The organism is Psychrobacter proteolyticus (genome assembly GCF_039762275.1).
Lineage (GTDB): Bacteria > Pseudomonadota > Gammaproteobacteria > Pseudomonadales > Moraxellaceae > Psychrobacter > Psychrobacter proteolyticus_C.
Genome location: NZ_JBDLOB010000002.1, coordinates 465071 through 491067, shown reverse-complemented (window position 1 = coordinate 491067; position 25997 = coordinate 465071). Strand labels below are relative to the sequence as shown.

The 25997-nt window shown below is 44.5% G+C and carries 19 protein-coding genes and 1 riboswitch; of the genes, 15 read left to right on the top strand and 4 right to left on the bottom strand.

Annotated features, from left to right (window positions below; genetic code table 11):
* Window positions 1-10: 10 nt before the first annotated feature.
* The 8 genes from uca (at window position 11) to ABFV72_RS05065 (ending at window position 11950) form a co-directional block, all read left to right on the top strand.
* Window positions 11-3664, top strand: a complete 3654-nt coding sequence (gene uca, locus ABFV72_RS05100; RefSeq protein WP_347162682.1) for an urea carboxylase — start codon at window positions 11-13, stop codon at window positions 3662-3664.
* 79 nt (window positions 3665-3743) lie between these two features.
* Window positions 3744-5552 carry an allophanate hydrolase gene (gene atzF, locus ABFV72_RS05095; protein ID WP_347162681.1) on the top strand — a complete coding sequence of 603 codons (1809 nt, stop codon included), beginning with the start codon at window positions 3744-3746 and terminating at the stop codon, window positions 5550-5552.
* Window positions 5553-5688: 136 nt separating this feature from the next.
* Window positions 5689-6714 (top strand): ABC transporter substrate-binding protein, encoded by a 1026-nt coding sequence (locus tag ABFV72_RS05090; protein WP_347162680.1) that lies wholly within the window; start codon window positions 5689-5691, stop codon window positions 6712-6714.
* Window positions 6715-6786: 72 nt separating this feature from the next.
* On the top strand, window positions 6787-7728 hold the full coding sequence (locus ABFV72_RS05085) for an ABC transporter permease (protein ID WP_197128637.1): 942 nt from the start codon (window positions 6787-6789) through the stop codon (window positions 7726-7728).
* A gap of 15 nt (window positions 7729-7743) precedes the next feature.
* Window positions 7744-8664, top strand: coding sequence for an ABC transporter ATP-binding protein (locus ABFV72_RS05080; protein WP_347162798.1), 921 nt, complete (start codon window positions 7744-7746; stop codon window positions 8662-8664).
* Window positions 8665-8908: 244 nt separating this feature from the next.
* Window positions 8909-9664 (top strand): endonuclease/exonuclease/phosphatase family protein, encoded by a 756-nt coding sequence (locus ABFV72_RS05075; RefSeq protein ID WP_191114504.1) that lies wholly within the window; start codon window positions 8909-8911, stop codon window positions 9662-9664.
* A 186-nt stretch (window positions 9665-9850) separates the two neighbouring features.
* Window positions 9851-10882, top strand: a complete 1032-nt coding sequence (locus ABFV72_RS05070; RefSeq protein ID WP_347162679.1) for an NADP-dependent oxidoreductase — start codon at window positions 9851-9853, stop codon at window positions 10880-10882.
* Between the two features lie 195 nt (window positions 10883-11077).
* Window positions 11078-11950, top strand: a complete 873-nt coding sequence (locus ABFV72_RS05065; protein WP_347162678.1) for an EcsC family protein — start codon at window positions 11078-11080, stop codon at window positions 11948-11950.
* A gap of 32 nt (window positions 11951-11982) precedes the next feature.
* Here ABFV72_RS05065 and ABFV72_RS05060 read toward each other — a convergent pair whose 3' ends face one another.
* The 3 genes from ABFV72_RS05060 to ABFV72_RS05050 form a co-directional block, all read right to left on the bottom strand.
* On the bottom strand, window positions 11983-12600 hold the full coding sequence (locus ABFV72_RS05060; protein WP_347162677.1) for an alpha-ketoglutarate-dependent dioxygenase AlkB family protein: 618 nt from the start codon (window positions 12598-12600) through the stop codon (window positions 11983-11985).
* Between the two features lie 20 nt (window positions 12601-12620).
* Complete coding sequence (locus ABFV72_RS05055) at window positions 12621-13511, bottom strand: alpha/beta fold hydrolase (RefSeq protein ID WP_347162676.1); 891 nt, start codon at window positions 13509-13511, stop codon at window positions 12621-12623.
* An 81-nt stretch (window positions 13512-13592) separates the two neighbouring features.
* On the bottom strand, window positions 13593-15509 hold the full coding sequence (locus tag ABFV72_RS05050) for an ABC transporter ATP-binding protein (protein ID WP_347162675.1): 1917 nt from the start codon (window positions 15507-15509) through the stop codon (window positions 13593-13595).
* 369 nt (window positions 15510-15878) lie between these two features.
* Between ABFV72_RS05050 and ABFV72_RS05045 the strand changes: the two genes are divergently transcribed.
* Together ABFV72_RS05045 and ABFV72_RS05040 are read left to right on the top strand one after the other, a co-directional pair.
* Window positions 15879-16727, top strand: coding sequence for an EamA/RhaT family transporter (locus tag ABFV72_RS05045; protein WP_347162674.1), 849 nt, complete (start codon window positions 15879-15881; stop codon window positions 16725-16727).
* Between the two features lie 176 nt (window positions 16728-16903).
* Window positions 16904-17794 (top strand): fructose bisphosphate aldolase, encoded by an 891-nt coding sequence (locus ABFV72_RS05040; protein WP_347162673.1) that lies wholly within the window; start codon window positions 16904-16906, stop codon window positions 17792-17794.
* A gap of 122 nt (window positions 17795-17916) precedes the next feature.
* Here ABFV72_RS05040 and thiC read toward each other — a convergent pair whose 3' ends face one another.
* Window positions 17917-20031, bottom strand: a complete 2115-nt coding sequence (gene thiC / locus ABFV72_RS05035) for a phosphomethylpyrimidine synthase ThiC (RefSeq protein WP_347162672.1) — start codon at window positions 20029-20031, stop codon at window positions 17917-17919.
* A 248-nt stretch (window positions 20032-20279) separates the two neighbouring features.
* Window positions 20280-20424, bottom strand: a riboswitch (TPP riboswitch).
* Between the two features lie 292 nt (window positions 20425-20716).
* On the opposite strand from thiC, the gene pstS reads away from it, so the two are divergent.
* From pstS to phoU, 5 genes are all read left to right on the top strand, one after another.
* Window positions 20717-21883 (top strand): phosphate ABC transporter substrate-binding protein PstS, encoded by a 1167-nt coding sequence (pstS, locus tag ABFV72_RS05030; RefSeq protein ID WP_101211185.1) that lies wholly within the window; start codon window positions 20717-20719, stop codon window positions 21881-21883.
* Window positions 21884-22091: 208 nt separating this feature from the next.
* On the top strand, window positions 22092-23045 hold the full coding sequence (gene pstC, locus ABFV72_RS05025; RefSeq protein WP_101204645.1) for a phosphate ABC transporter permease subunit PstC: 954 nt from the start codon (window positions 22092-22094) through the stop codon (window positions 23043-23045).
* A gap of 61 nt (window positions 23046-23106) precedes the next feature.
* Window positions 23107-24012, top strand: a complete 906-nt coding sequence (gene pstA, locus ABFV72_RS05020) for a phosphate ABC transporter permease PstA (RefSeq protein WP_101204644.1) — start codon at window positions 23107-23109, stop codon at window positions 24010-24012.
* A gap of 172 nt (window positions 24013-24184) precedes the next feature.
* Entirely contained in the window at window positions 24185-25021 is an 837-nt protein-coding gene (gene pstB, locus ABFV72_RS05015; RefSeq protein WP_101204716.1) for a phosphate ABC transporter ATP-binding protein PstB, read from the top strand.
* A 119-nt stretch (window positions 25022-25140) separates the two neighbouring features.
* Window positions 25141-25923 (top strand): phosphate signaling complex protein PhoU, encoded by a 783-nt coding sequence (gene phoU / locus ABFV72_RS05010; RefSeq protein ID WP_347162671.1) that lies wholly within the window; start codon window positions 25141-25143, stop codon window positions 25921-25923.
* Window positions 25924-25997: the final 74 nt, after the last annotated feature.

The following is a 25997-nucleotide window of genomic DNA, read 5'->3' as shown; positions in this document are numbered from 1 at the left end:
GGAAGTTGTGATGTTTAAAAAAGTATTGATTGCCAATCGCGGTGCTATTGCTTGCCGAATAATACGTACCCTAAAGCAAATGGGTGTCGACTCAGTCGTTGTCTATACTGATGTGGATCGAGGCTCACTACATGTCAGTCAGGCCGATGAAGCCATCAACATCGGCTCTGGTCCTGCCAGTGATAGCTACCTGAATATAGATAAAGTACTGCAAGCAGCAATAGATTCAGGTGCAGAAGCCATTCATCCTGGCTATGGGTTTCTGTCAGAAAACGCGGCATTCTGTGATCGCTGCAGTGATGCTGGGATCGCTTTTATTGGACCAACCTCTGAGCAGCTGCTGAGCTTCGGACTTAAGCATACGGCTCGTAAGCTTGCCATTGATAGCCAAGTGCCATTGTTACCCGGTAGCGAACTGCTACAAGATGTGGACGAAGCATTACGTGAGGCTGATCGTATTGGCTATCCTGTCATGCTAAAAAGCACTGCAGGCGGCGGCGGTATCGGCATGCGTTTAGTATGGAACGAGATCGAACTAAAAGATGCTTATGAGTCTGTGCATCATTTGGCACAAAGCAACTTCAGTGATGCAGGGCTATATCTCGAAAAATTTGTAGAGCATGCTCGCCATATCGAGGTGCAAGTATTTGGTGACGGGGCAGGTAATATCATCACCTTAGGAGAGCGTGACTGTTCTATCCAGCGTCGTAATCAAAAAGTGATTGAAGAAACGCCAGCGCCCTTACTATCAGATGCACAAAGACAAAACCTACAAGAGGTGGCGACTAAGTTGATGCAACAAGTCAACTATCGCTCTGCTGGTACCGTTGAGTTTGTGATGGATGTGTCGACGCAAGACTTCTATTTCTTGGAAGTGAACACCCGTTTGCAAGTTGAACATGGTGTCACAGAAGAAATCTATCAAGTGGATCTAGTACGCTGGATGATTGAGCTGGCTGCAGGCGAGTTCGTGTTGCCAGAGTTGCCATTGCACGCGTCAGGACATTCGATTCAGGTGCGTCTGTATGCCGAAGACCCTGTCAAAAGCTTTCAACCAAGCACGGGGATTTTAACAGATGCATATTTTGACCCAGCTGCTCGTGTCGAGACTTGGATAGAAACAGGCAGTGAGATATCAGCCTTTTATGACCCGATGCTAGCAAAAATCATCGTGACGGCACCTGACCGCAAGCAAGCACTGGAGAAAATGAGCCAAAGTTTGGCTATGTCACGTATGGCAGGTCTTGAGACCAATCTTGAGTATTTGCAGCAGATAGTGGCCTCAGAGACATTTTATGCAGGTGAGCAGACTACAAGGTTTTTGAACACTTTCACATGGCTCAGTCAAAAAATTGAAGTGTTGCAGTCGGGCGTACAGACGGCGGTGCAAGATGTTCTCGGCCGAGAAGGCTACTGGGATGTAGGTGTACCACCATCAGGTGCGATAGATGGTTTGAGTCTCAATACGGGTAATCAACTGTTGGGCAACCCATTTAATACCGCAGGTCTTGAGTGTGTGGTTACTGGACCGACTTTATTGTTCCATTGCGACAGTCAGATTGCTATTACTGGCGGTAGCATGGCCTGTACCTTGGATGGTGTAGAGCAGCCGATGTGGCAAACCATTCCTGTGCGCAAAGGCCAAAAACTCATTTGCGGCAATATCACTTCAGGCTGCCGAAGCTATATCGCTATCAAAGGCGGTATAAATGTCCCTGAGTACTTGGGTAGCCAAGCGACCTTTAGTTTAGGTCAGTTTGGTGGTCATGCTGGTCGTAATTTGCTCATCGGCGACATGCTACCTATTAACCAGTGCGATACGTCTATTGCTACTAAATCCTTACCTGCTGCCCAGCAACCAACGTTCAATGGGCTATGGCAAATCGCGGTCATGTATGGGCCACATGGCGCACCAGATTTCTTTACGGACGCTGATGTGACGCAGTTCTTTGAACATGAATGGGAGGTCCACCACAACTCTAGCCGTACCGGTATCCGTCTGGTCGGACCCAAACCTGAATGGGCGCGTGAAGACGGCGGCGAGGCGGGGCTACACCCTTCAAATATCCATGACAATGCCTATGCAGTTGGTGCGATTGACTTCACAGGGGACATGCCGATTATTTTAGGCCCTGATGGACCCAGCCTTGGTGGCTTTGTTTGTTTGAGCGTCATCGTCGCAGGTGAGCGCTGGAAAATGGGACAGCTCAAAGCAGGTGATCGAGTGGAGTTTGTCCCTGTCAGCTATGATCAAGCCGCACAATTACATCAGCGCTATGATGACATGCTACGGTCTGATGACTGTCATTTGGTTGATTACAGTTTGCCCATTCATACAGAAAACGCAACTTTGCAAACAGCCATACTAGACACTTTACCCATAAATAATGACCAACCAAAAGTGGTGTATCGCCCTGCTGGAGACAGCTATATATTAATTGAGTACGGCGAGCAGGTGCTTGATTTGCAACTGCGCTTCCGTGTTCAGGCATTGATGGAGTGGCTACAAGCACAGCATATCGATGCCATCATCGACATGACGCCAGGTATTCGCTCACTATTAGTGCATTACTATTCATTGAAATTGCCACAGGCAGCACTACTAGCAATTCTCAAGCAAGCAGAAAGCGCGTTGCCCGATATTAAGCATATGCAAGTGCCGTCCAGAATTGTTCATTTACCAATGGCTTGGGCTGACTCTCAGACTAAGCTAGCAACTGAGAAGTATCAGCAGCTTGTCTATCCTGACGCACCTTGGTGCCCTGACAACATAGAATTCATCAGACGTATCAATGGCTTGGCCTCTGCCCAAGCGGTCAAAGATATTATCTATGATGCCAGCTACTTGGTCATGGGGCTTGGTGATGTCTATTTGGGTGCGCCTGTTGCCACACCGCTCGATCCCAGACACCGCTTGGTCACGACCAAATACAATCCTGCTAGAACATGGACGCCAGAGAACGCGGTCGGTATCGGTGGCGCTTATATGTGTATCTACGGTATGGAAGGCCCAGGTGGTTATCAGTTCGTTGGTAGGACGCTACAAATCTGGAACCGCTACCGCTCGCATCCAAGCTTTGAAGCCGAAAAACCATGGCTGCTACGATTCTTTGATCAAATTCGTTTTTATGAAGTCAGTGAAGAAGAACTGTTATCGATGCGAACAGCCTTTAAGGCAGGTGAGCTCTCGATTGAGGTTGAGGATAGTGTGTTAAACCTCGCTGAGTATTACGAGATGTTGAGTGAAAATAAAGACAGTATTCAGACATTTAAAGATCAACAGCAAGCCAACTTTGATGCTGAACGACAACGCTGGAAGCAGCAAGGTCTTGATCAGTATGTGGGCGAAGATATTGATGCGGTAGAAGTATCATCAGAAGTTTCTGTACCTGAGGGCGGGATAGTCGTCAAAGCTCATATGATGGGCAGTGTATGGAAGATTTCTTGCGCGGTAGGTGATGTAGTCGATGAGGGGCAGACCTTAGCAATCATAGAAGCCATGAAAATTGAGATACCAATTGTCTCACCCGTTGCGATGCAGGTCGTGAGTATTGAAATTGAGATTGGTACTACAGTGAAACCCGAGCAGCCATTATTTGTACTGGCACCCATTACTGCTCACGAGACATTGATGGCAGACTCAGACGCACACGAAGAAAGCTAATACTGTACGGACTCATCTAGCCGATAGTGAGATAGCAAAACAACGATAAAAATGGCGAAGAATAATAGAGAGAGCAACTATGCAAAAGAATTGGACGATCAAAGATTGGCAAATCGCTTATGCCGAAGGAACTACCCAGCTAAGTGATCTACTGGATTATGTGGCAGGCATCAACAATGATAATAATGCTTGGGTTGAGATTGCGACTCCTAAGCAGCTAACCGCTCAGATTGATAGTATCGCCACGCAAAATCCTCAAGACTTGCCATTATACGGCATACCGTTTGCGGTAAAAGACAACATCGATGTGGCAGAGTTTCATACCACGGCAGGATGTACAGCTCCTTTGTATTTAGCTGACAAGGATGCGCATGTGGTTGCCAAACTCAAATCAGCAGGCGCTATCGTCATCGGCAAAACCAATCTTGACCAGTTTGCGACAGGACTGGTAGGTACGCGCTCTCCTTATGGAGCAGTGGCCAACAGCTTCAATCCTGACTATATCAGTGGTGGCTCAAGCTCAGGCTCTGCGGTAAGTGTGGCAAATGGCATCGTGCCCTTTGCATTAGGGACGGATACAGCAGGCTCTGGACGTGTGCCTGCGGGTCATAACAATATAGTAGGTTTGAAGCCTACAAAAGGCTGGTTCTCCAGTACGGGTCTCATTCCAGCGTGTCGATTACATGATGTGATTTCTATTTTTGCGTTAGGCGTTGATGATGCGTGGCAAGTAGCTCAGCTAATGAAAGGCTATGATGAAAAGGATGATTACAGTCGTATCCATCCTGCCACTGCGCCAGTCGCCTTTAGCCTTGGCAAAATCGCTATCCCTGATACCTTGGAGTTTTACGGTGATACTGAGTCAGAGCAGGCTTTTGAGATAGCCATCTCTCAGCTACAGACGATGGGTTATGAGGTCACACCGATAGACTTTACTGTCTTTAATAAGCTAGCAGATGCGCTCTATAACGACAGCTGGGTTAGTGAACGCACCTTTGCCATCGATCAGCTCGTCGAGCGTGACACATTGTTGCCTATCACTCGCCAAATCATCAATCAAGCTGAGAACTACAATGCGGTTGATGCGATGAGTGCTGAGTATTCTCGCGCTGCATTAAGTCGCCGTATTCAACAAACGCTATCTGAATTTGACGCACTAATGGTGCCAACTGCGCCGACTATTTACACCATCGATGCAGTCAATGCTGACCCGTTAACGAAAAACAGTCATATGGGAGCCTACACTAATTTTGTGAATCTAGCGGACTTGTCGGCGCTGGCGTTGCCGAATCTAATCGCTAGAGACGGCCTGCCACGCGGTGTGACCTTTATCGCCATGGGTTGGCATGACGAAGCCTTAGCCAACTTTGGTCATCAGTGGCAAACCGCTCTGGATATACCAATGGGAACCTCTCACCATCGTTATCACTCCGAGACATCTCAAACAATTCAATCTGATCAACCACAATCGCTTATTCCTCTAAGTACCAATGACAGTGATAGTAGTGTGGCGTTAGCAGTAGTTGGTGCGCATTTGAGTGGTATGCCGCTCAACTATCAGCTGACTGATAGAGGCGGTGTGTTGTCCGAGCAAACTCAAACGGCAGCTACTTATCAACTCTTTGCATTAGCTGGATCGACGCCTGCTAAACCAGGACTGAAGCGCCATGACGAAGGACGCTCTATTGCAGTAGAAGTCTGGCGAATCCCTAAAGCTAGATTTGGTGACATAGTCAACGAGGTACCTGCGCCATTAGGCATTGGCAATGTGGAATTGGCAAATGGACGCTGGGTCAAGAGCTTTATTTGTGAAGAATATGGGTTTGCAGGCGGTACGGATGTGACCGCGTTTGGTGGTTGGAAAGCTTATATAGCTGAACAGTCATAGCCAGTCACTTAGACTGCCTCAATTGACTTATGATTCAAAAATATTAGCGACAGTAATATTCTCTCTTATGGTATTGCAAACAATAATCAACGGACACTCCCATGATGGGCCTGTCTTTATTCAAGGAGTAAGACTCATGAATCGACGCTTATTTACTTTTGCCGTTCTCTCAAGCTTTATGCTATTTGGTTGTGACAATACTGCCACCGTATCAGCACCTGAAGGCGAGGCGGCATCAGAAAAAGTCACTGCCGCAAATGATGATCCGATTTCTATTGGTTACAGTGATTGGCCTGGCTGGGTGGCTTGGCAGATTGCGATTGATAAAGGCTGGTTTGATGAAGCTGGCGTGAATGTTGAGTTTAAATGGTTTGATTACTCTGCCTCGCTATCTGCTTTTGCCTCCAATCAGCTGGACGCCATTTCTGTGACCAATGGCGACAATCTGGTCAACGCTGCGAGTGGTAGTGAAGGCATTATTATCTTGGTCAACGACTACTCAGCAGGTAATGATCAGATCATTGCTAAACCATCGGTCACTAGCATAGCGGACCTAAAAGGCAAATCAATCGGTGTTGAAAAGGGCCTGGTAGATCATTTGCTGCTCAATAGCGCGCTGGCTGATAACGGGTTGACAGAGGCTGATGTGACACTGGTCAATGCCACCACAAACGAGCTACCGCAAGTTTTCACAAATGACAGTATTGATGCCGTCTCCATTTGGCAGCCCAATGCCAATCAAGCCCTAAAAAATGTATCAAGTGCTAAGGCTATCTATACCTCAGCGGATAAGCCCGGTCTTATTTATGACACGCTAGCCGTCAGTCCTGCCAGCTTATCTGCGCACAAGGCAGAGTATGCCAAAATCATTCAGGTATGGGGCAAGGTTGTCAATTATATCAATGATCCAGCGACTAGAGATGATGCGATCAGCATTATGTCTAACAAAGTCAACGTGCCTGCCGATCAGTACAGTTCTTTCTTAGAGGGCACCAAACTGATGGGTCTTGAAGATAACAAGAGAATCTTTGCAAAATCTGATGAGCTCAGCTCTATCTATGGATCTAGCTATCATGTCAATCAGTTCAATATTGACAATCAGATTTATGATCAAAAACTGGATATCGATAAATTGATCTATCCTGATTTGATTAATCAGTAAGGATAGTTGCCGTTTTATTTATTGCAAAGGTAGTGGTTGTCGAGTTTTCATCATCGTTTTAGAGGGTAGCCCATGAGTCATATCAACACATATCTAACCAAGAAAACCACGCTTGGGCTCAATGTACTCTCGTTTTTGATTCCGATCTTAATATGGTGTGCAGTCAGCTACCTTCCTTTTATCTGGCATCCACAAGTTGAGATTACGGATGCTGGCGCGAGCACTTATCTACAAGAGGGCAGCCGCATTGATAAAGAAGTATTTTATCGCGAAGCACAAGATGCCATGGCCTCTGATGCAGTACCGCCGCAAGGAAAACTGGTTAATCCTGTCTACCTCCCAGCACCCGATGAGGTAGCCACAGCGATGGTTACAGCCTTTGTTACCCCGCCTACGCAAGTGGATGGTCCTTGGCTACATGAGAGTCTCTGGCAGAGTATCCGTACGGTATTTATCGCTTTTTTTATCTCATCTATCGTCGGTATACCACTAGGTCTGCTGTGCGGGTTTTCTCAAAAAATTGCACAAATCACTCAGCCTTTCGTAGAGTTCTTTCGCTACCTACCAGCGCCCGCATTTGGACCTTTGGCCGTGGCGGTGCTTGGTATTTACGATGGACCAAAAATTGCCATCATCGTGATTGGAACTCTATTTCAACAGATTCTAATCATTGCAAATACCACGCGTACCATGGATCTTGGTTTGATTGAGGCAGGCTACACGCTAGGCACGACCAAACTAAAAAGTTTCTTTTATGTACTGCTGCCTGCCGTCTTACCTGATGTCTATCGAGACTTACGAGTCCTACTGGGATGGGCATGGACGTATTTGATTGTCGCTGAACTGATAGGAACGACATCAGGCATCACTTGGTTTATTGTGCAACAAGCCCGCTACCAGCATTTTGATAACGTCTATGCAGGTATTCTACTCATTGGGTTTATCGGTTTAGGTACAGATATCTTGTTGTACCAGCTCGGTAAAAAACTCTTCAAATGGAAAGCGAGTATTTAAATGATAAATAACGATATGGTCTCTTCCGTCCCTACAGATAGTGTTCACACCACCCATAGCGGTGCCACTGATGATTATTTCAAAGCGCTCTACCAGCGAGATGTGGTGCTGCAAGTTGATCAACTGACACAATCGTTTGATCAAGGTGGTAGCCAAAAAGTGATATTGAAGGATGTCAGCCTAAAAATCTATGAGCGTGAGTTTGTGTGTGTGATTGGTCCATCGGGTTGTGGTAAATCAACATTGGGGCGTATCGTTGCAGGATTAGATGCTTATCCCAGTGGAGAAGTAATCGTTGATAAAGAAAAAGTCAAAGGACCAAGCGCCAGTCGTGGCATGGTTTTTCAAGGCTATACGTTATTCCCTTGGAAGACGGTGAAAGAAAATGTGATGTTTGGCCCTATCATGGGTGGCCGCAGCAAGTCGAGTGCAGAGCGTAGCGCTCGTGAGTGGCTTGATGTGGTCGGACTGACTAAGTACGAAAACCACTATCCGCATCAACTGTCTGGCGGTATGAAGCAGCGTGTTGCGATTGCGCGCGCGCTGGTGAATGAGCCAAAGGTATTGATCATGGATGAGCCTTTTGGCGCACTTGATCCTTATACGCGTCAAAAAATGCAAAAGCATTTGCTGGATTTGTGGCGCAATATTGATATTACTATCGTATTTATTACGCATGACATGGATGAGGCAGTATTACTGTCAGATCGTATCGTTGTACTCAAAGCCAATCCAGGAGAGGTACAAGAGATTATTGAAGTGCCGCTCGCACGTCCTCGTTCTCCTGATATTGTGACAGACAGTCATTTTTTACAACTAAAAGCACGTATCAATAGTATTGTCCACAATCCACAACCTGTCATTGATCCTGCATTAACAGATATGCCAGATGTCCCGCGCATGACTCCTTTGGACAAACACAAATCCGTAACATAGCCATTTGTCTTTAACTGACAAAGGCAATGTTTGGTCTCCATGCTAACCAGCACAATCGTTGCTAGCCACATAGCGCAGCGTTTATGCGTTATTATCAGTCATAAAAGCTGTAACTGGTTTATAGGTTTTGCTTAGCAATACTACTACGAGTTATCTTTGATTAACTACTGCTGATAAATACGACTACTGTTATACTCAGTAGCGTATTCATCTGCTTGCTGATCTATTTATGACGAACAAATTTATGACTACCACCTCTTTTGTTTTAACCAGTTACAACATCCACAAAGGCATGTCACCGCTGAATCGCCAAGTGAAGATGCAAGGTATTGCTCAGGCGCTAGAGTCTGTGGGTTCAGACGTCTTGTGTTTGCAAGAAGTGCAAGGCCAAAACCTCAAACGTAATATGCAATACAACGAGTACCCAGATCAATCACAGCATGAATGGTTTGGCGAATTTTTAGATCTGCAAAACAGTTATGGCAAAAACTCAGAGTACGAAAACGGCCATCACGGCAATGCAGTATTGAGTCGCTTCCCGCTAGACCCCAAACACAATGTAAATATTACGGTTAATAAGCTTGAGCAGCGCGGTGTCTTGCACTGTGAGGTACAGCCTATCGGTTGGGAAATGCCAGTTGTCGTATTGTGTGCACATTTGAACTTGTTTGAGCGTGATCGTATCAAGCAGTATCAAGCGATTAGTGATTATGTGCGAAATGAGATTGCGCCGGATCAACCACTTATCTTGGCAGGCGATTTTAATGATTGGAAAAAGATGTCTTGTGACAAACTGGCGACAGATCTCGGTATGATAGAAGCGTTCAAGCATTGTCATGGCAAGCTGTTGCCAACCTTTCCAGCAAAGCTACCAGTACTCAGCTTGGATCGTATCTACGTGCGCAATTTGCTTGTGAAGGATGCTTGGGTACATACTGGGAAACCTTGGTCATCGCTATCAGACCACCTGCCTATCAGTGCAGAGCTGATGCTGCCCTAATACCCAACTATAATAATTCGTTTAAATGTATTATATTGGCAATCTATCGATATATGAACAATTGTCTTTATTGATCATATTATTGATTAACCATGTTTTCGATTGAAAGTGCTATTTGCAGCATAACGTTTCAATAAAATGAAGACCAAGTACAGCCTAATAAACAAAATATAAGGATATTTTACGATGGCAACAGCGTCTACTACTGATAATAATCAACAAGCTAACCACAACATACCTAAGACTCAGCACGCCGTACTCATACGCGAGTTCGGTGAGCCTGAAGTAATGAAATATCAAGATGGTGCTGATGTCCCTGAGCTACAGGACGACCAAGTACTAGTAAAAATTGCCTATGCTGGAATTAACCCTGTCGATTATAAAACTCGCCAAGGTAAAGGCTGGGGTGCGGAAAACATTCGCAAAGACAAGTTTGAGAATGATCAGCCGGCTATTTTAGGATTTGATGTATCAGGCGAAGTAGTCAGCAGTAATAGCGACGAGTTTGTTGTTGGCGATAGAGTAGCGGCTTTGACCTTTAGCGGTGGCGGCTATGCGCAATATGTGGCAGTAGATGCCAAGTTGCTTGCGAAAGTACCAGACAATGTCAGCTTAGAGCAGGCAGGGGCTTTGCCTTGTATCGGACAAACGGCACTACAATTCGTAGATTTTGCTGATATAAAGACAGACGAGCATGTGGTGATTAATGCACCAGCAGGCGGTGTCGGTCATTTGTTGATACAACTGCTCATGAATAAAGTGGCGCAAGATAACATCAAGGTGACGGTAATTTGCTCACCAGAAAAGTACGACAAGCTTGATGAATTAATAGACGTATCTAAGCTGGCGGGTTGGATAGATTATACAAAAAATGAAGCGTTTCCTGACCTACAAGCCGATATGCTACTTGATTTAGTCGGTGACGAAGCAGGTGTCCGCGCGCTTAGCGTTCTCAAGACAGGTGCTCGAGTAAATGTGTTGCCCACTATCTGGGTTGATAAGCTCAAAGAAGCTGGTCAGCAAAAAGACCTAGCAGTAGCAGGCTATAAAGCGCAGCGTAGTGGTCAAGATATGGCGCGTGTTTTACAGGAAGTAGCCGATGGCAAGCTGACTTTAAAAATTCAAAAAACCTATCCACTCTCAGAAGTTGTTGCAGCACACTACGAGCTACAAAAAGGCGATGCTTTTGGCAAGATTGTCTTAGCAGCAGCTGAGTGAATGTCGAGATTGCCCAAGTATTAGGTAGTGTTTGGTAAGATTTATTAGTAAGGGGATGTCTGTTGAAACCCAGTAAAATTAACTGATTACTTAACAAATCATACAAAAGTTTTATTTTGGACAACAGAACGTTCCTGTAGTCTTTGCTTATTTATCATAGGATAGAAAGCGAACGATACTAATAAAGGGAATAATATGACTATCAACAATAAGACTATCAATAATAAGACCAGCAATGAAAAAACAGATGACCACATTGCTTATGAAGCAAAAGTACGTGCAGAGATAGAAGCATGGAAGAACCCTGATAAAGGGATTTTGGATAAGATGCTAGCAGTGCTTAATACCCCTGTGGTAGCAGCCGGTGATGCGTTAATGGAAGCTCCACAATTTGGTGATTCTCTAAAAAAAGCAACTGAGGAAACAATTATTGCTTTGAGTGATGCAGCCAATTGGACATTGGACACTCAAGGCGTTATCGATAGCTATCAAGAGGCAGCAGATATTAACGACTCCTCTATCAAAACGCTGTCTGACATCAAAAGTCTACCCATTGCGGTTGTAGATAAACAAGTTAAGCTGTTTAAAAGCAAATATGTAGCGCTAACCAGTGCGCAAGGGGTGACTACAGGAGTCGTAGGCTGGGCGGGTATCCCTGCTGATGTCGTTGGGCTTATTACAGCTAATCTACGTGCGATTGGAGAATATGCAACGTACTATGGCTTTGATATCAATGATGAAGGCGAACAGTTATTTGCTATGTCTTTGTTGGCTGTGGCAACTTCTGCCTCTGTTGAGGAGCGTAAAGCGGCGTTAGATGACACTCATGCGATGATTAAAGATCCAGAAACTCAAGCATTTAATAAGATTAATGAAGAAGTTATGTCTCGTGTGCTGCGTCAGACATCGACTAAAGTAGCCACTAACATCGTTAAAACAAAAGCGGCGCAAATTATTCCAGCGGTAGGCGCAGTGGTCGCAGGTGGTGTTAATGCTAGCTACACTGCCAATGTGTGTGAAGCTGCTTACCAGTGTTATCGTGAGCGTTTTTTAGATCGTCTCGCGTAAGTATCAGATGACTCGTTAAGTCAGCGATAGTATCAAGATGTAAGCATATGCCGAAACGTTAGACTGATTCGCCCAGTATCGACCGTCTTTGTCTTAGTAATCGTATGCTTCCAAAAGGTTTGTGTATCACCATGCATCACAACGAGCTGACCAGACTCAAGATGAAGTTCAACTTTGTCTTGAGTTTTTTTATGCTTAAAAACAAATTTGCGTGTAGCACCGAGCGATAAGGAAGCAATAACTGGTTGATGACCGAGCTCTTTTTCGTCATCGGCATGATAGCCCATACCATCAGCGCCAGAAGGATAGTAATTGAGCAGGCAGGTATTAAAATTGGCAGTGACACCAATCTCTGCTAAAGCTTGCTCGATTTTCTGTTTCACGTGAAACACTATATCTGACCATGGAACAGTTTGCCGCACGTGTCCTGAGTATTGATAATTGGCATTTTCGTCTCCCATCCAAACGATTTGCCGAGTGGTTATATGAGTCTTACCAAATAACGTCACGATGTCTGACTGCCAAGGTAGCTCATTTAGTAGAGTATTATAAAGGGCAGTGGCATCGTCGATAATTACGCCTAGATCATTCACCTTACCATCATAGGGCAGTAAGTTATCCGTGGGTGCAGGGGCAAAGAGGTCAGCCATAATTCAGTCGTTGTAAATCCTTATTTGCTGCTTTGGTAGTGCTCGCTAATGATTTGAGCGCATAGTTCAGGCGCTTCCATTGGCAATAGATGACCATAATCTGACAGCGAAATAAGACTGCTATCTGGGACAAACTTTTTCCATTGCTTGCGTACTTTGTCATTGATGAACAGGGTAGGCTTGCCTGTAATCAAGGTGTAGGGACAGCGTAGTTTTTTGAGCGCAGCATCGATATGAGGGGCGCCAAAATAATTGGCCAGTTCTTGCTCTGGTGCAAACATAAGCGTATAGCTACCATCTGTGTTTTTACTCAAGCTTTGCTCAGCAAATACTTGCAAGTGTTCATCGCTGATACGTTTGTAAGCACGCTGCGCACGTAGGCTCTCGTAATAACTATGGGTACTTGGCCAAGTAGATTGCTTGGTTAACGTGCTTTTGAAAGGCTCACGGCTCAGTAGGACAGAGCGTGGCAACAGGTTATAAAAGGTGGCTTGGTGTTTGGTAAATGTGACAGGCTCGATCAGGTACAACTGCGAAAACAACTCTGGACGTTTGGCAGCTGCCATCGCTGTAGCCGTAGCCCCTTGCGAATGACCAATACCTATGACAGGCTTATCTTGGGTCTTTTCTAAAAACTCAATCAGCATATCAGCATCTTGCTCTCGCGTCAGACGACGACTTTGCGGCTTATCATACCAGTAGCCACGCAGAGCAAGTGAGCTAATATCAAACTCAGTGGCTAGCTTACTTAACAGCGGTGTATAGGTACCGACGGTAAAACTATTGCCACTATAAAAATGTGCTGGGGCGCGGGGAGTAGAGCTTGAATCTAGTGGCTGATTAAACTGGCTAAGGTCATAGTAGCGTGCTTGTTTTCCGCCAAGATTAATGCGGTTTGTGAATGCTTCCATAAAATAAACACTTCCTTGTGACTTATTTTGAGTGATTTTTTTGCAGTTTGTCTTCTTATGATTGAGCTTACTTAATGAATCCTAGTTGTCTTCACCTAAGAAACCACCGCTTTGACGTTGCCACAGTCGAGCGTAGACACCGTTTAATGCCAATAGTTCATCATGACTACCTTGCTCAATGATGCGGCCTTGATGCATAACGACCAGTCTATCCAATGCGGCAATAGTAGACAGGCGATGGGCAATAGCAATAACGGTCTTACCGGTCATGATGTCATTTAAGCTTTCGGTAATAGCATATTCAATCTCAGAATCTAGCGCACTGGTCGCTTCATCCAAAAGTAAAATCGGTGCATTTTTTAGCATAACACGTGAGATGGCGATACGCTGACGTTGACCACCAGAGAGTTTGACTCCGCGTTCACCCACTTGGGTATCGAGACCTGTATTGCCTTTATCATCATATAAGTCTTTGATAAAGTCCCATGCCTGAGCTTGTTTGGCAGCGATCATGATTTCTTCATCAGTAGCATCAGGACGACCATAGGCGATGTTTTCACGTACAGTACGATGTAGCAACGACGTATCTTGAGTCACCATACCAATCTGTTGGCGCAACGATTCTTGTGTGACCTCATCGATAGCTTGACCATCAATCAGAATCTTACCACTATCGACATCAAAAAAGCGCAGTAGCAAATTAACCAAGGTCGATTTACCAGCACCTGAACGCCCAACCAAACCAATCTTTTCACCCGGCTTAATATCTAAGTGGAAGTTGTCCAACAGTTTGATATATGAGTTAGGAGCGCGCTTAGCGATGTTGGTACCATCAACAGTCTCGCCAGTTTGGCCATTGTCTTCTTCATCATTTTCATAACTGAAGTCAACATGGTCGAACACGATACGCCCGTCCGTGACGGCTAGCGCTGGTGCGTCAGGTTTATCAATAATCGTCTGCGGTGCTGATAACGTACGCATACCATCTTGAACTGTACCGATACTCTCAAACAAACTGGCTGTCTGCCACATAATCCAACGTGTCAAACCATTTAGACGTAATGCCATAGCGGTCGCAGCAGCAATGGCACCAACGCCGACTGCGCCTTGTTGCCACAAGTACAATCCAATACCCGCGGTACTACTGACCAAGATCACGCTGATAAGATGGGTCGATACTTCTAAATAGCTGACCCAGCGCATTTGTGCATGAACCGTACCTAGAAATTGCCCCATGGCATTTTTGGCATAGCCCAGCTCACGACGCGAATGGCTAAATAGCTTAACGGTCATGATATTGGCATAAGCGTCCGTAATTCGTCCCGTCATCAAGGCACGGGCATCCGCTTGCACAATCGCTGTCTCCTTGAGCTTAGGGATAAAGTACCAAATGGTAATGGCAACCAAGACCAGCCAAATGACAAATGGAATAAGTAGTAAGCTGTCTAAATTAAACAAAATCACCCCTGAGGTGATAAAGTAGACAGAGACATACATAAACATATCGGTGACAGTCATCACGGTATCGCGTACTGCTAGGGCTGTCTGCATTACTTTAGCTGAGACGCGTCCCGAAAATTCATCTTGGTAGAACTGCATGGATTGCCCAAGCATGCGCTGATGAAAACGCCAGCGCATCTGCATGGGAAACACGCCTTGCAAGGTCTGAAAGTGGATAAACGATGACAAGGCAATCCACAACGGGCTTACTATCATGACAGCGAGCATGATGAGCAACATATCGCCTTTTTCTACCCATAAGTTTTGCGGTGTATAAACGCCCAACCAATCGACGATATTACCTATCCAAGCAAACAGCATGGCCTCGTAGATACCGATACCAGCGGACAAAATCATAAAGATTAGTAGCCAGCCGCGTAGGCCATTGGTACATGCCCACAAAAACTTCAGCATACCATCGCGAGGTGATGGTAATGGCATAGGAGTGTCTGGAAAGGCGGGTAGGCGGTTTTCGAAAAAGCGAAATAAAGCATTCATAGGCAGTAATAAAACATCAATAGCAGTACGTCAAGATGAACGAGAGGACTCGTTATCTAGAATCTTTACTTTTGTGATTGGGATTAGGTGCTATTTTAGCAAAATTACTAATCATACCTGCATGCTAATTGTAATTTGCTTAAGAATAGCTATGTCTTGAGAGCTTCAGTTATAACTATAATAAATAGATTGCTGTAGAAAACATATTTTGTTACATTCTACATCCAAACTTATTCATGGTTTAAATGTTGCTTTTATAAGTATGATTTTATTGCAAAAATCAGCTGATTAGCAGGTATTTTATTTAATGGTTTTTATCAATATACGAACAGTAATAACTCAACATTGAAGTTCAAAAGGTAGCAGTGAATGATGTATTTAATAATAGCGGTGCTATGTAGCGTCGCTGTCTCAGTACTTTTGAAAATATTGCGCCAGAAAAATATAGATATTCGTCAGACCATCGTGGCAGGCTATCCTGTGGCTTTTTTACTGACTTGGGTATTACTAAAACCTGATGTAGGTGCCATTCATGCGCTTGATAGCGCTTGGGGAATCATCATCGCACTTGGAGTACTATTACCTGCTGTATTTATCATTCTCGGACGAGCCATTGAAGCGGTGGGGATGGTAGCAACCGACGCGTCTCAGCGCTTATCACTCATTATTCCCATCGTAGCGGCTTTTTTGCTATTCGGTGAGGTGCTGACTGGTACACGTATACTTGGACTAGCGTTAGGCTTTTTGGCATTAGGTGCGCTTGTCTATCGAACACAGCATAACGATATTACTCGGCAAGCAAAGCATACGCCACTGTGGTTATTCGGGGTATGGGCAGGCTACGGCATTATTGATATTTTGTTCAAACAAGTGGCCAAACAAGGGGCGGCCTTTCCGTTGACTCTACTGGTAAGTTTTGGCGTAGCAGGTGTATTGCTTTTAGTCTATTTAGTGGTCACACGGGTACGTTGGCAAAAACAAGCGCTTATGACAGGTCTGCTGCTCGGTACATTAAACATGGGCAATATTTATGCCTATGTGCGAGCACACCAAGTGCTGCATGATTCTCCTAGCATCGTCTTTACTGGTATGAATGTCGGTGTTATTGCCGTAGCGACATTGATTGGCGTAGGTGTATTTAAAGAGCAGCTGAACCGTATCAATATAATAGGATTAGTATTGGCAGTCTGCTGTGTAGGGGTGCTATTTTTGGCGTAAAGCGCACTGTCCAAAAGTATTGGTTTCATAATTTTTTAGCTATATTGTCACGTATCCTATATAGGCATATAAATCATCCTATGATAAGGTTATCTACAAATAACACGGCTTGTATGGAATAAAAAAGCTTAGTTTATGATAGTTAACTTAACCAATAAAAATAGGATGCAGGCTCAATGGAATACGATAAGCAATTACAGCGTATAAAAAATGGTTCAGGCTTTATTGCTGCTCTTGATCAAAGTGGCGGCAGCACACCGAAAGCGTTAGAGACTTATGGTGTCAGCAGCGACGACTATGATAACGATGAAGCCATGTTTGATTTGGTTCATGAAATGCGTGCTCGTATCATGACATGTGACTGTTTTGATAGCGAGCGTGTACTTGGTGCAATTTTATTTGAAGATACCATGGAGCGCGAAGTCAATGGCAAGTCGACGGCCAATTATCTGTGGGAAGATAAAAATATCGTACCATTTTTAAAGGTAGATAAAGGACTGGCTGAGCAAATGAGCGGCGTACAAGTTATGAAGCCGATTCCGAATCTAGATCTATTATTAGATAAAGCAAAAAACTATCCCGTATTTGGTACTAAAATGCGCTCAGTCATCTATGAGCCAAACGTCGATGGTATCGAGCTTGTAGTACAGCAGCAGTTTGATGTGGCTAAGCAAATTATTTCAAAAGGTCTGATGCCTATCGTCGAGCCAGAGGTCAATATTGATAGCACTCAAAAGCATGAATGTGAGCTACTGTTGAAGACAGATATATTGCGCAATCTAGAACGCTTAAGTGACGAACATCAAGTGATGCTTAAGCTGACTTTACCTGAAGAAGCTGGGTTTTATCAGGAGCTAATTGATCATCCTAAAGTGCTAAAAGTTGTGGCGTTATCTGGTGGTTATAGCCGCACTGATGCTTGTGCCAAACTCAAACAAAACCCAGGTATGATTGCGAGCTTCTCGCGTGCCTTTACTGAAGGCTTGAGTAAACAACAAAGCGATAGCGAGTTTGCTGAAACCATTAATGCCTCAATTGAAGAGATTTATGAAGCGTCGAAAGTTTAAACGTAGTAAATAAAAATTCGTAATTAGATCATGAGTAAATAAGCAAAAAAGCCCTACTAGATAAGTGTGCAAATACTTAAATAGTAGGGCTTTTGTTATTTCAAAAATATAGGTTATTAACTCTACACCTCTTTATATAACTGACGTCCTTCGTTGTTATATTTTTTAGTCATTTCCGCCATGCCTTGGCGAATTTCCTCAGCAGTGGCTTCACCAACTTGTCCGACGAGTTCTGTATCTACCTCTTTGATTAGGTGACCAGCATCGGTTAAGTCACCCGTTTGCGGCGTCACTTTTTTATTAGCAGCATCTTTATCTAGTCCTGCTGCATATTCACGCACGTTTTGAGTGATTTTCATTGAACAAAACTTAGGGCCACACATGGAGCAAAAGTGTGCCGATTTGTGTGCGTCTTTTGGCAACGTCTCATCATGATATTCGCGTGCAGTATCAGGATCGAGCGCTAGATTAAACTGATCATCCCAGCGGAATTCAAAACGTGCTTTAGATAGCGCATTGTCACGTGCCTGTGCTCCTGGATGACCTTTAGCAAGGTCGGCAGCGTGTGCGGCAATTTTATAAGTAATAATGCCGTCTTTGACGTCTTTTTTGTTTGGTAGGCCTAAGTGTTCTTTTGGCGTGACATAGCACAGCATCGCTGTACCAAACCAACCAATCATTGCAGCTCCGATGGCGCTAGTGATGTGGTCATAACCTGGGGCGATATCTGTGGTTAATGGCCCTAAAGTATAGAAAGGCGCGTCAGCACATAGCTCAAGCTGCAAGTCCATGTTTTCTTTGATGCGGTTCATCGCGACGTGTCCAGGGCCTTCGATCATTACCTGTACATCATGCTCCCATGCGACCTTGGTCAATTCACCAAGCGTACGTAGCTCACCGAACTGCGCTTCATCATTGGCATCTTGCAAGCAACCAGGGCGTAGGCCATCACCTAAACTAAACGCCACATCGTACTGTTTCATAATTTCGCAGATGTCTTCGAAATGCGTGTATAAAAAGCTTTCTTTGTGATGGGCTAGACACCACTGTGCCATGATAGAACCACCACGTGAGACGATACCTGTCAGACGCTTTGCGGTGAGTGGTACATAGCGTAATAGCACGCCAGCGTGAATAGTAAAGTAATCTACGCCTTGCTCTGCTTGCTCGATCAACGTATCACGGAATATTTCCCATGTAAGGTCTTCAGCGACGCCATCGACTTTTTCTAATGCTTGATAAATCGGTACCGTACCAATCGGCACAGGAGAGTTACGGATTAGCCATTCACGGGTTTCATGAATATGATTACCCGTTGATAAATCCATAATGGTATCCGCACCCCAACGTGTTGCCCACGTCATTTTGGATACTTCTTCATCGATAGATGAACCTAACGCTGAGTTACCGATATTAGCATTGATTTTCACCAAGAAATTGCGCCCGATGATCATCGGCTCAGACTCAGGGTGGTTGATGTTGTTTGGGATAATAGCGCGTCCAGCCGCTACTTCATCACGAACAAATTCAGGGGTAATGATTTGAGGCGTATTGGCACCGAAGCTCTCGCCGTCGTGTTGACGCATATCGGTCAGTTCATGTTGCTTCTGCGTTTCGCGTATGGCGATATATTCCATCTCAGGAGTGATGATGCCACGGCGTGCGTAGTACATTTGCGTGACGTTCTGTCCCGCTTTGGCGCGACGAGGTTTATCAATATGAGCAAATCTAAGGTTAGCAGTGCTGATGTCGCGAGCACGCGCTTGTCCGTATGAGCTAGATAGGCCGCTTAACTGCTCTGTATCATTGCGTTCTGCGATCCAGTTCTCACGCAATTTTGGCAATCCACGTGTTAGGTCGATATCGACATTAGGGTCGGTATATACACCTGAAGTGTCATACACATAAAACGGTGGATTATGCTCACCGTCTTTATCTCCAGTACCGCCAACAGGCGTATCAGCCAAGCTGATTTCACGCATCGGTACTTGGATATCAGGTCTTGAGCCTTCGATATAGACTTTTCTTGAGGCAGGTAAGATGCGGTGTAGGTCGCGCGCATCTTCTTCGAAACGGGCATCACTTGCGGCACGGTGAGCAGGGGTTTTTAGCGCATCTGCTTTCTTATCTGCTTTGACGTTGGTCGTGTCAGCAGCATTTGAAGCAAGCGTTGTGTTGTCGGCTGGGTTATGCGTTTGGGCTTTCGGTGCAATTGAGGTGGTGTCTGCAGTAGTCATATGCTGTCCTAGCGTGTTGGTTTTTGAATAAAATCAACACCGCCAGTATCTGCGGGGGTAAGCATCCATTATCTAGACAAGTTTATATCATGAACCCACAACTTCGACCAAAAAATATCGTCGCGCATGGTGGTCATCAAATATTGGACGCAGCTTTATATCCTCTCTTCTTATCTGGTTATGCATCACGCATATTAAGACAGTAGTGACGATAAAAATGTATTTCTACGCGCCCTTTGTCATAAATAACAAAGTGCTTAAGACTTCCCTGCGTCGGTACTAACCGCATCAGGTTCGGCGGGTGATCTCTCAGCGAATGTATCAAGGCGACTACTTTAATAAAGCAAGTTTAATAAAGTGAGCCAAAAATACACCGCACCCCGAGTCTGTCAGTGTTGTAAATCAGCCTTCATATTAACAAAATTCTGTACCAACGGCTAATGGTATTTGGATACAAATATTCTGTGTCAAACACAAGGTTCCATATTTTCGTGAATAATTTTTTGAGTATTGATAGATGAGGATGCTTAATATTACTAGGTTGTAGACAAATTATTCAAATATTATGTAAAGCGAATGAAGGATTCTAGAAGTTGTCATTAAACTGTCATAAAGATTTGGCAAGATAACACGCATATCACAAGCAATGCTTTTTTATACCGTTGTTAAACTTCAGGAGTCCTACATGCGTTATTCGTTATTAGCAGTGGCCGTCAGTTGTACATTAATGCTTACGGCGTGTAATAAGTCAACAGATACGGCGGAGCCAACTGCTGATACTAGCAGTAGCGCTGTGACAACAGCTGAAACAACCTCTCAGACAGCATCTTCTGCTACGTCAGATTTTAAATCTGCTGAAAATATTGCTATGAATATTACAGGTGCAGGTGCGTCGTTCCCGCAGCCTATCTATGCGAAATGGTCATATGACTACAATGCTGCGACCGGCGGCCAAGTCAACTATCAGTCGATTGGCTCATCTGGTGGTATCAAACAAATCCAGTCAAAAACAGTAGACTTTGGTGCTTCTGATGCACCGATGACGCCTGAAGAGTTAGACGAAGCAGGTTTGATTCAGTTCCCAACAGTCATCGGTGGTGTTGTCCCAATCGTCAACATTGATGGTGTTGAGCCTGGTGCACTAAAGCTAGACGGCACAACGTTGGCTGATATCTATTTGGGTAAAATCAGTAACTGGAATGACCCTGCGATTAAGGCGATGAACCCAGATTTGACCTTGCCAGATGCCGCAATCACAACAGTATTCCGCTCAGACGGTTCAGGTACGACGTTTAACTTTACTGACTATCTTGCCAAGGTTTCACCAGACTGGAAAGACACCGTTGGCGTTGATAAAACCGTCAAGTGGCCGACCTCTGCTACTGGTGCAGGCGGTAAAGGTAACGAAGGCGTCTCAAGCTACGTAAACCGTATGAAAAACTCTATCGGCTATGTTGAGTATGCTTACGCTAAGCAGAATAAGATGTCACATACTGCGCTGAAAAACGCAGCTGGTAACATCGTACAGCCATCTGCTGAGACGTTTGCTGCAGCAGGTGATATCGACTGGTCACAACAAGAAGGCTTTTATAAAGTCATCACTAACTCTGAAACTGACCAAGCATGGCCTATCGCTGCTGCGACCTTTATCTTGGTACATAAGCAACCAGAAAATCCTCAGCAAGTCGCTGGCGTGTTGAACTTCTTTGACTGGGCTTATACCCAAGGTGATGACAGCGCCATGGAACTAGACTACGTACCATTCTCTGACACGGCAGTGGCCTTGTTCAAAGAGAAGTGGAACGAAGTAAAAGGTAGCGATGGACAGCCTGTCTACAAGCCAGCTCAGTAATTTGTTTCTGCTAAATGCTATTTAGCAACTGACAATTTATCCTCTCGAATAACTATTCTCCGGTAGTTGTTTGAGAGGTTTTAACACAGCAAATTTGATGAATACATCTCGATAAATATGCTTACTCATACCGTTTAAGTTTGTTGTGTTAAGACCTGATATACATCTTTTAATATTTCGATTCATCCCATTCAATGCTGAGACACTTATGACAGACTTAAGGTCCCAACTGGCTAAACAAAAACGTTACGACGCTTTATTTGTGAACTCTACCAAAGCGTTTGCCATACTCGTCCTCCTATCTTTAGGGGGCATTTTGGTGTCTCTAATTGTTGGAGCATGGCCGAGTATTCAAGAGTTTGGTTTGGGATTTTATACCAGCAATAACTGGGATACAGTCGCCAATGAATACGGGGCATTAGCGCCTATTTACGGTACCTTAGTCACGTCATTTATCGCTATTGTTATCGCGGTTCCAGTCAGTTTCGGTATTGCGATATTTTTAACCGAGATGTGCCCTAAGTTCCTCAAAAAACCACTTGGTATAGCCATTGAGTTATTGGCTGGTATCCCATCTATCATTTATGGCATGTGGGGACTGTTCGTATTTGCGCCATTCTTTGGTGATCACATTCAGCCATGGTTCATTGAGCACGTTGGGCCTTTGCCTATTATCGGTAAACTGTTTGCAGGTGCGCCTATGGGACTGGGTATGTTTACCGCCTCCCTAGTACTTGCCATTATGATCATACCGTTCATCGCTGCTACCATGCGCGATGTTTTCTCTGTCGTACCAGATTTACTGAAAGAGTCAGCATATGGCATGGGCGCGACGACTTGGGAAGTGATGTTCAAAATTATCCTGCCTTATACCAAAGCTGGTGTCGTTGGTGGTGTGATTTTGGGACTTGGTCGTGCATTGGGTGAGACGATGGCAGTTACTTTCTTGATTGGTAATGCGTTTAATATCAGTCCAAGCCTATTTACTTCTGGTGTGACGATTACTTCGGCCTTAGCCAATGAGTTTGCTGAAGCGTCTAGTGAGCTACATCTTGCGTCTTTACTACATCTAGGCTTAATCTTATTTGTTATCACCTTCATTGTGCTGTCTTTAGCAAAACTGATGCTCATGCGCATGGATCACAAAGCAGGTAACCGATAAGTCTGTTACCGATTTATTGAACCTTGATAGATATTGATAAAAGATATGGGAAATAAATATTATGCCTGCTAACAATGCGATCAATGCACCACTACCTACTAAGCCAAACGGCGCTACCCGCTATAATCAAAGCCTTTATAACAAGCGTCGTTTGACCAACAAGTTAGGTCTAGGCTTTGCCATGTCAGCGATGATTTTTGGCTTATTTTGGTTGTCATGGATTTTGGTGACTTTGTTTGTTGAAGGCTTCCAAGGCATGGTACAGCTGCCAATTTTTACCGCTGATACGCCGCCACCGATGAGTGCAGGCGGTTTACGTAATGCTATCGTTGGTTCGGTCATGTTGGCGTTTTCAGGATTATTTATCGGTGCACCTATTGGTCTTATGACAGGTATTTACTTATCTGAGTTTTCTAAAGGCAGTATGCTGGGCAAGGTCACACGCTTCTTAAATGATATTCTATTGTCAGCGCCATCGATTGTCATCGGTCTATTTATCTATGCACTGATGGTAAAAGGTCAAAGTTTCTCTGGTTGGGCAGGCGCGTTGGCATTGGCATTGATTGTTATTCCAGTGGTCGTGCGTACGACAGAAAACATGCTGAATCTGGTACCTAATAGTCTACGCGAAGCGGCCTATGCGCTAGGGACCCCTAAATGGAAACTGGTCACTCAGGTTACTGTGAAAGCTGCGCGCGCGGGACTGACCACAGGTGTGCTATTGGCTTTTGCTCGAATCACCGGTGAGACAGCGCCGTTACTATTTACTGCACTTAACAATCAATACTTCAGTACTGATATGGGTCAGCCTATTGCTAACTTACCTAATACCATCTACCAGTTTGCGATGAGTCCTTACGACAACTGGCATACATTGGCTTGGGCGGCAGCACTACTTATCACTGCATCTGTCCTAGTATTGAATATTTTGGCAAGATTTATCGGTGGTAGAGGTCAGCCCAAATAAGGGCTGAGAGCAGACCAGACTGTAGTACGCTACACGCTAAGCATTTACTTAAACTTATATGAAATTAATTGAGCTAGGTTGAAATATTATGAATGATGTCCTAAGCAACGTCCGTACGAACACGACTGCTGACAACTTTAATACGGCAACAGGCAGCCTATTAAATAGACCCATGTCTACTAGCGCCCAAGCTCAGCAACCAAATACTGCTGATTTTAATAAACAAACGATTCAAGATATTCCTAAGAATATGCCTGCTGCAAAAATGGAAGTTCGAGATCTAAATTTCTATTACGATGATTTTCAGGCATTAAAAAACATCAATATCGATATCGCTGATAAAAAAGTGACTGCTTTTATTGGTCCTTCAGGTTGTGGTAAGTCTACGCTACTACGTACCTTTAACCGCATGTACGATCTATATCCGGGTATGCGCGCAGAGGGCAACATCAACCTAGATGGCAAAAACATCTTGGGTAAAGATATCGATGTGAACTTACTGCGTGCACAAGTTGGTATGGTTTTTCAGAAGCCAACGCCGTTCCCGATGTCAATCTATGACAATGTCGCCTTTGGCGTACGACTGTATGAAAAATTAAGCAAAGACGAGCTGGATCATCGCGTCGAGTGGGCACTGAAGAAATCAGCACTATGGCCAGAAGTGAAAGACAAGCTAAAAGCATCAGGACTGTCGTTATCAGGTGGTCAGCAGCAGCGTCTGTGTATAGCACGTAGTGTAGCTACCAAGCCTGAAGTATTACTGCTTGATGAGCCGACATCTGCACTGGATCCTATTTCGACGGGTGCTATCGAGGATTTAATCGAAGATCTGAAAAATGACTATACCATCGCTATCGTCACTCACAATATGCAGCAAGCAGCACGCGTATCTGATTATACAGTCTATATGTATTTGGGCGATATGATTGAGATGGGTGAGACTGATCAGATATTCACCAAGCCTACCCAAACCGCGACGGAAGACTATATTACAGGTCGTTATGGCTAACATTGATTGAGATTGAAGTCGGTACAAGCAGACAACGCTGATTAGTATGTCATAGGCCGACTTTCTAACTTCATAGGCACACTGCGCTATTAAAATATAGATTCTAGGGAATACCTCTCATGCAAAGTGATAAGCATATCTCCAAAAGTTTTGACCAAGATCTTGATGAAGCCATCCGTTTATTTTTATACATGGGTGATAGCGCGGCCAACCAAGTGGCTAAAGCCATACACGCTCTTATCGATAAAGATGAAACACTGGCGCAAGAAGTCATCGATATGGACTTCGATATCAATCGAATGGAAGTCGAACTCGACGAGCACATTTTATTATTGGTCGCCAAACGCCAGCCAGCAGCCAGTGATTTGCGCTTAGTCATGTCAATCAGTAAAGGTGTGGTTGATTTGGAACGTATCGGCGATGAAGCGGTAAAGATTGCGCGAATGGCCAGTAAAATTGCGGCAGAAGGTAAATCAGCATACGGCTACGCTGAAGTTCAGCATCTGAGCAATCAAGTTCGTCTGATGCTAAACAACTCGCTAGAAGCTTTTAGTCAATCGAATGCGGAACAAGCGTTTGAAGTGATGCGTAATGACAGCGCGGTCAATACCGAATATCAGTCAGCCATTCGTGCTTTGATGACCTATATTATGGAAGACTCACGCCATGTATCAAAAGTCATCAATATCATGTGGATATTACGCTCGCTTGAGCGTATCGGTGACCATGCACAAAATGTCTCAGAGCTAGTGATTAACTATATCAGTGGACAAGACGTACGTCATTCAGACTATGCCATGGTCGAAAAAGCGGTACAAGAAGCCAATGATCGCTTAGCTGCTCGTCAAGTTAGTACATTGTCAGCCAATGAGCTTGAAACGTCAGATAGTGATGAAGGCTGATAAGAAAGACATTGATTCTCACCTTATAATAAAAAACGCGCTATAGTAAGCGCGTTTTTTTATGATTATTAGAT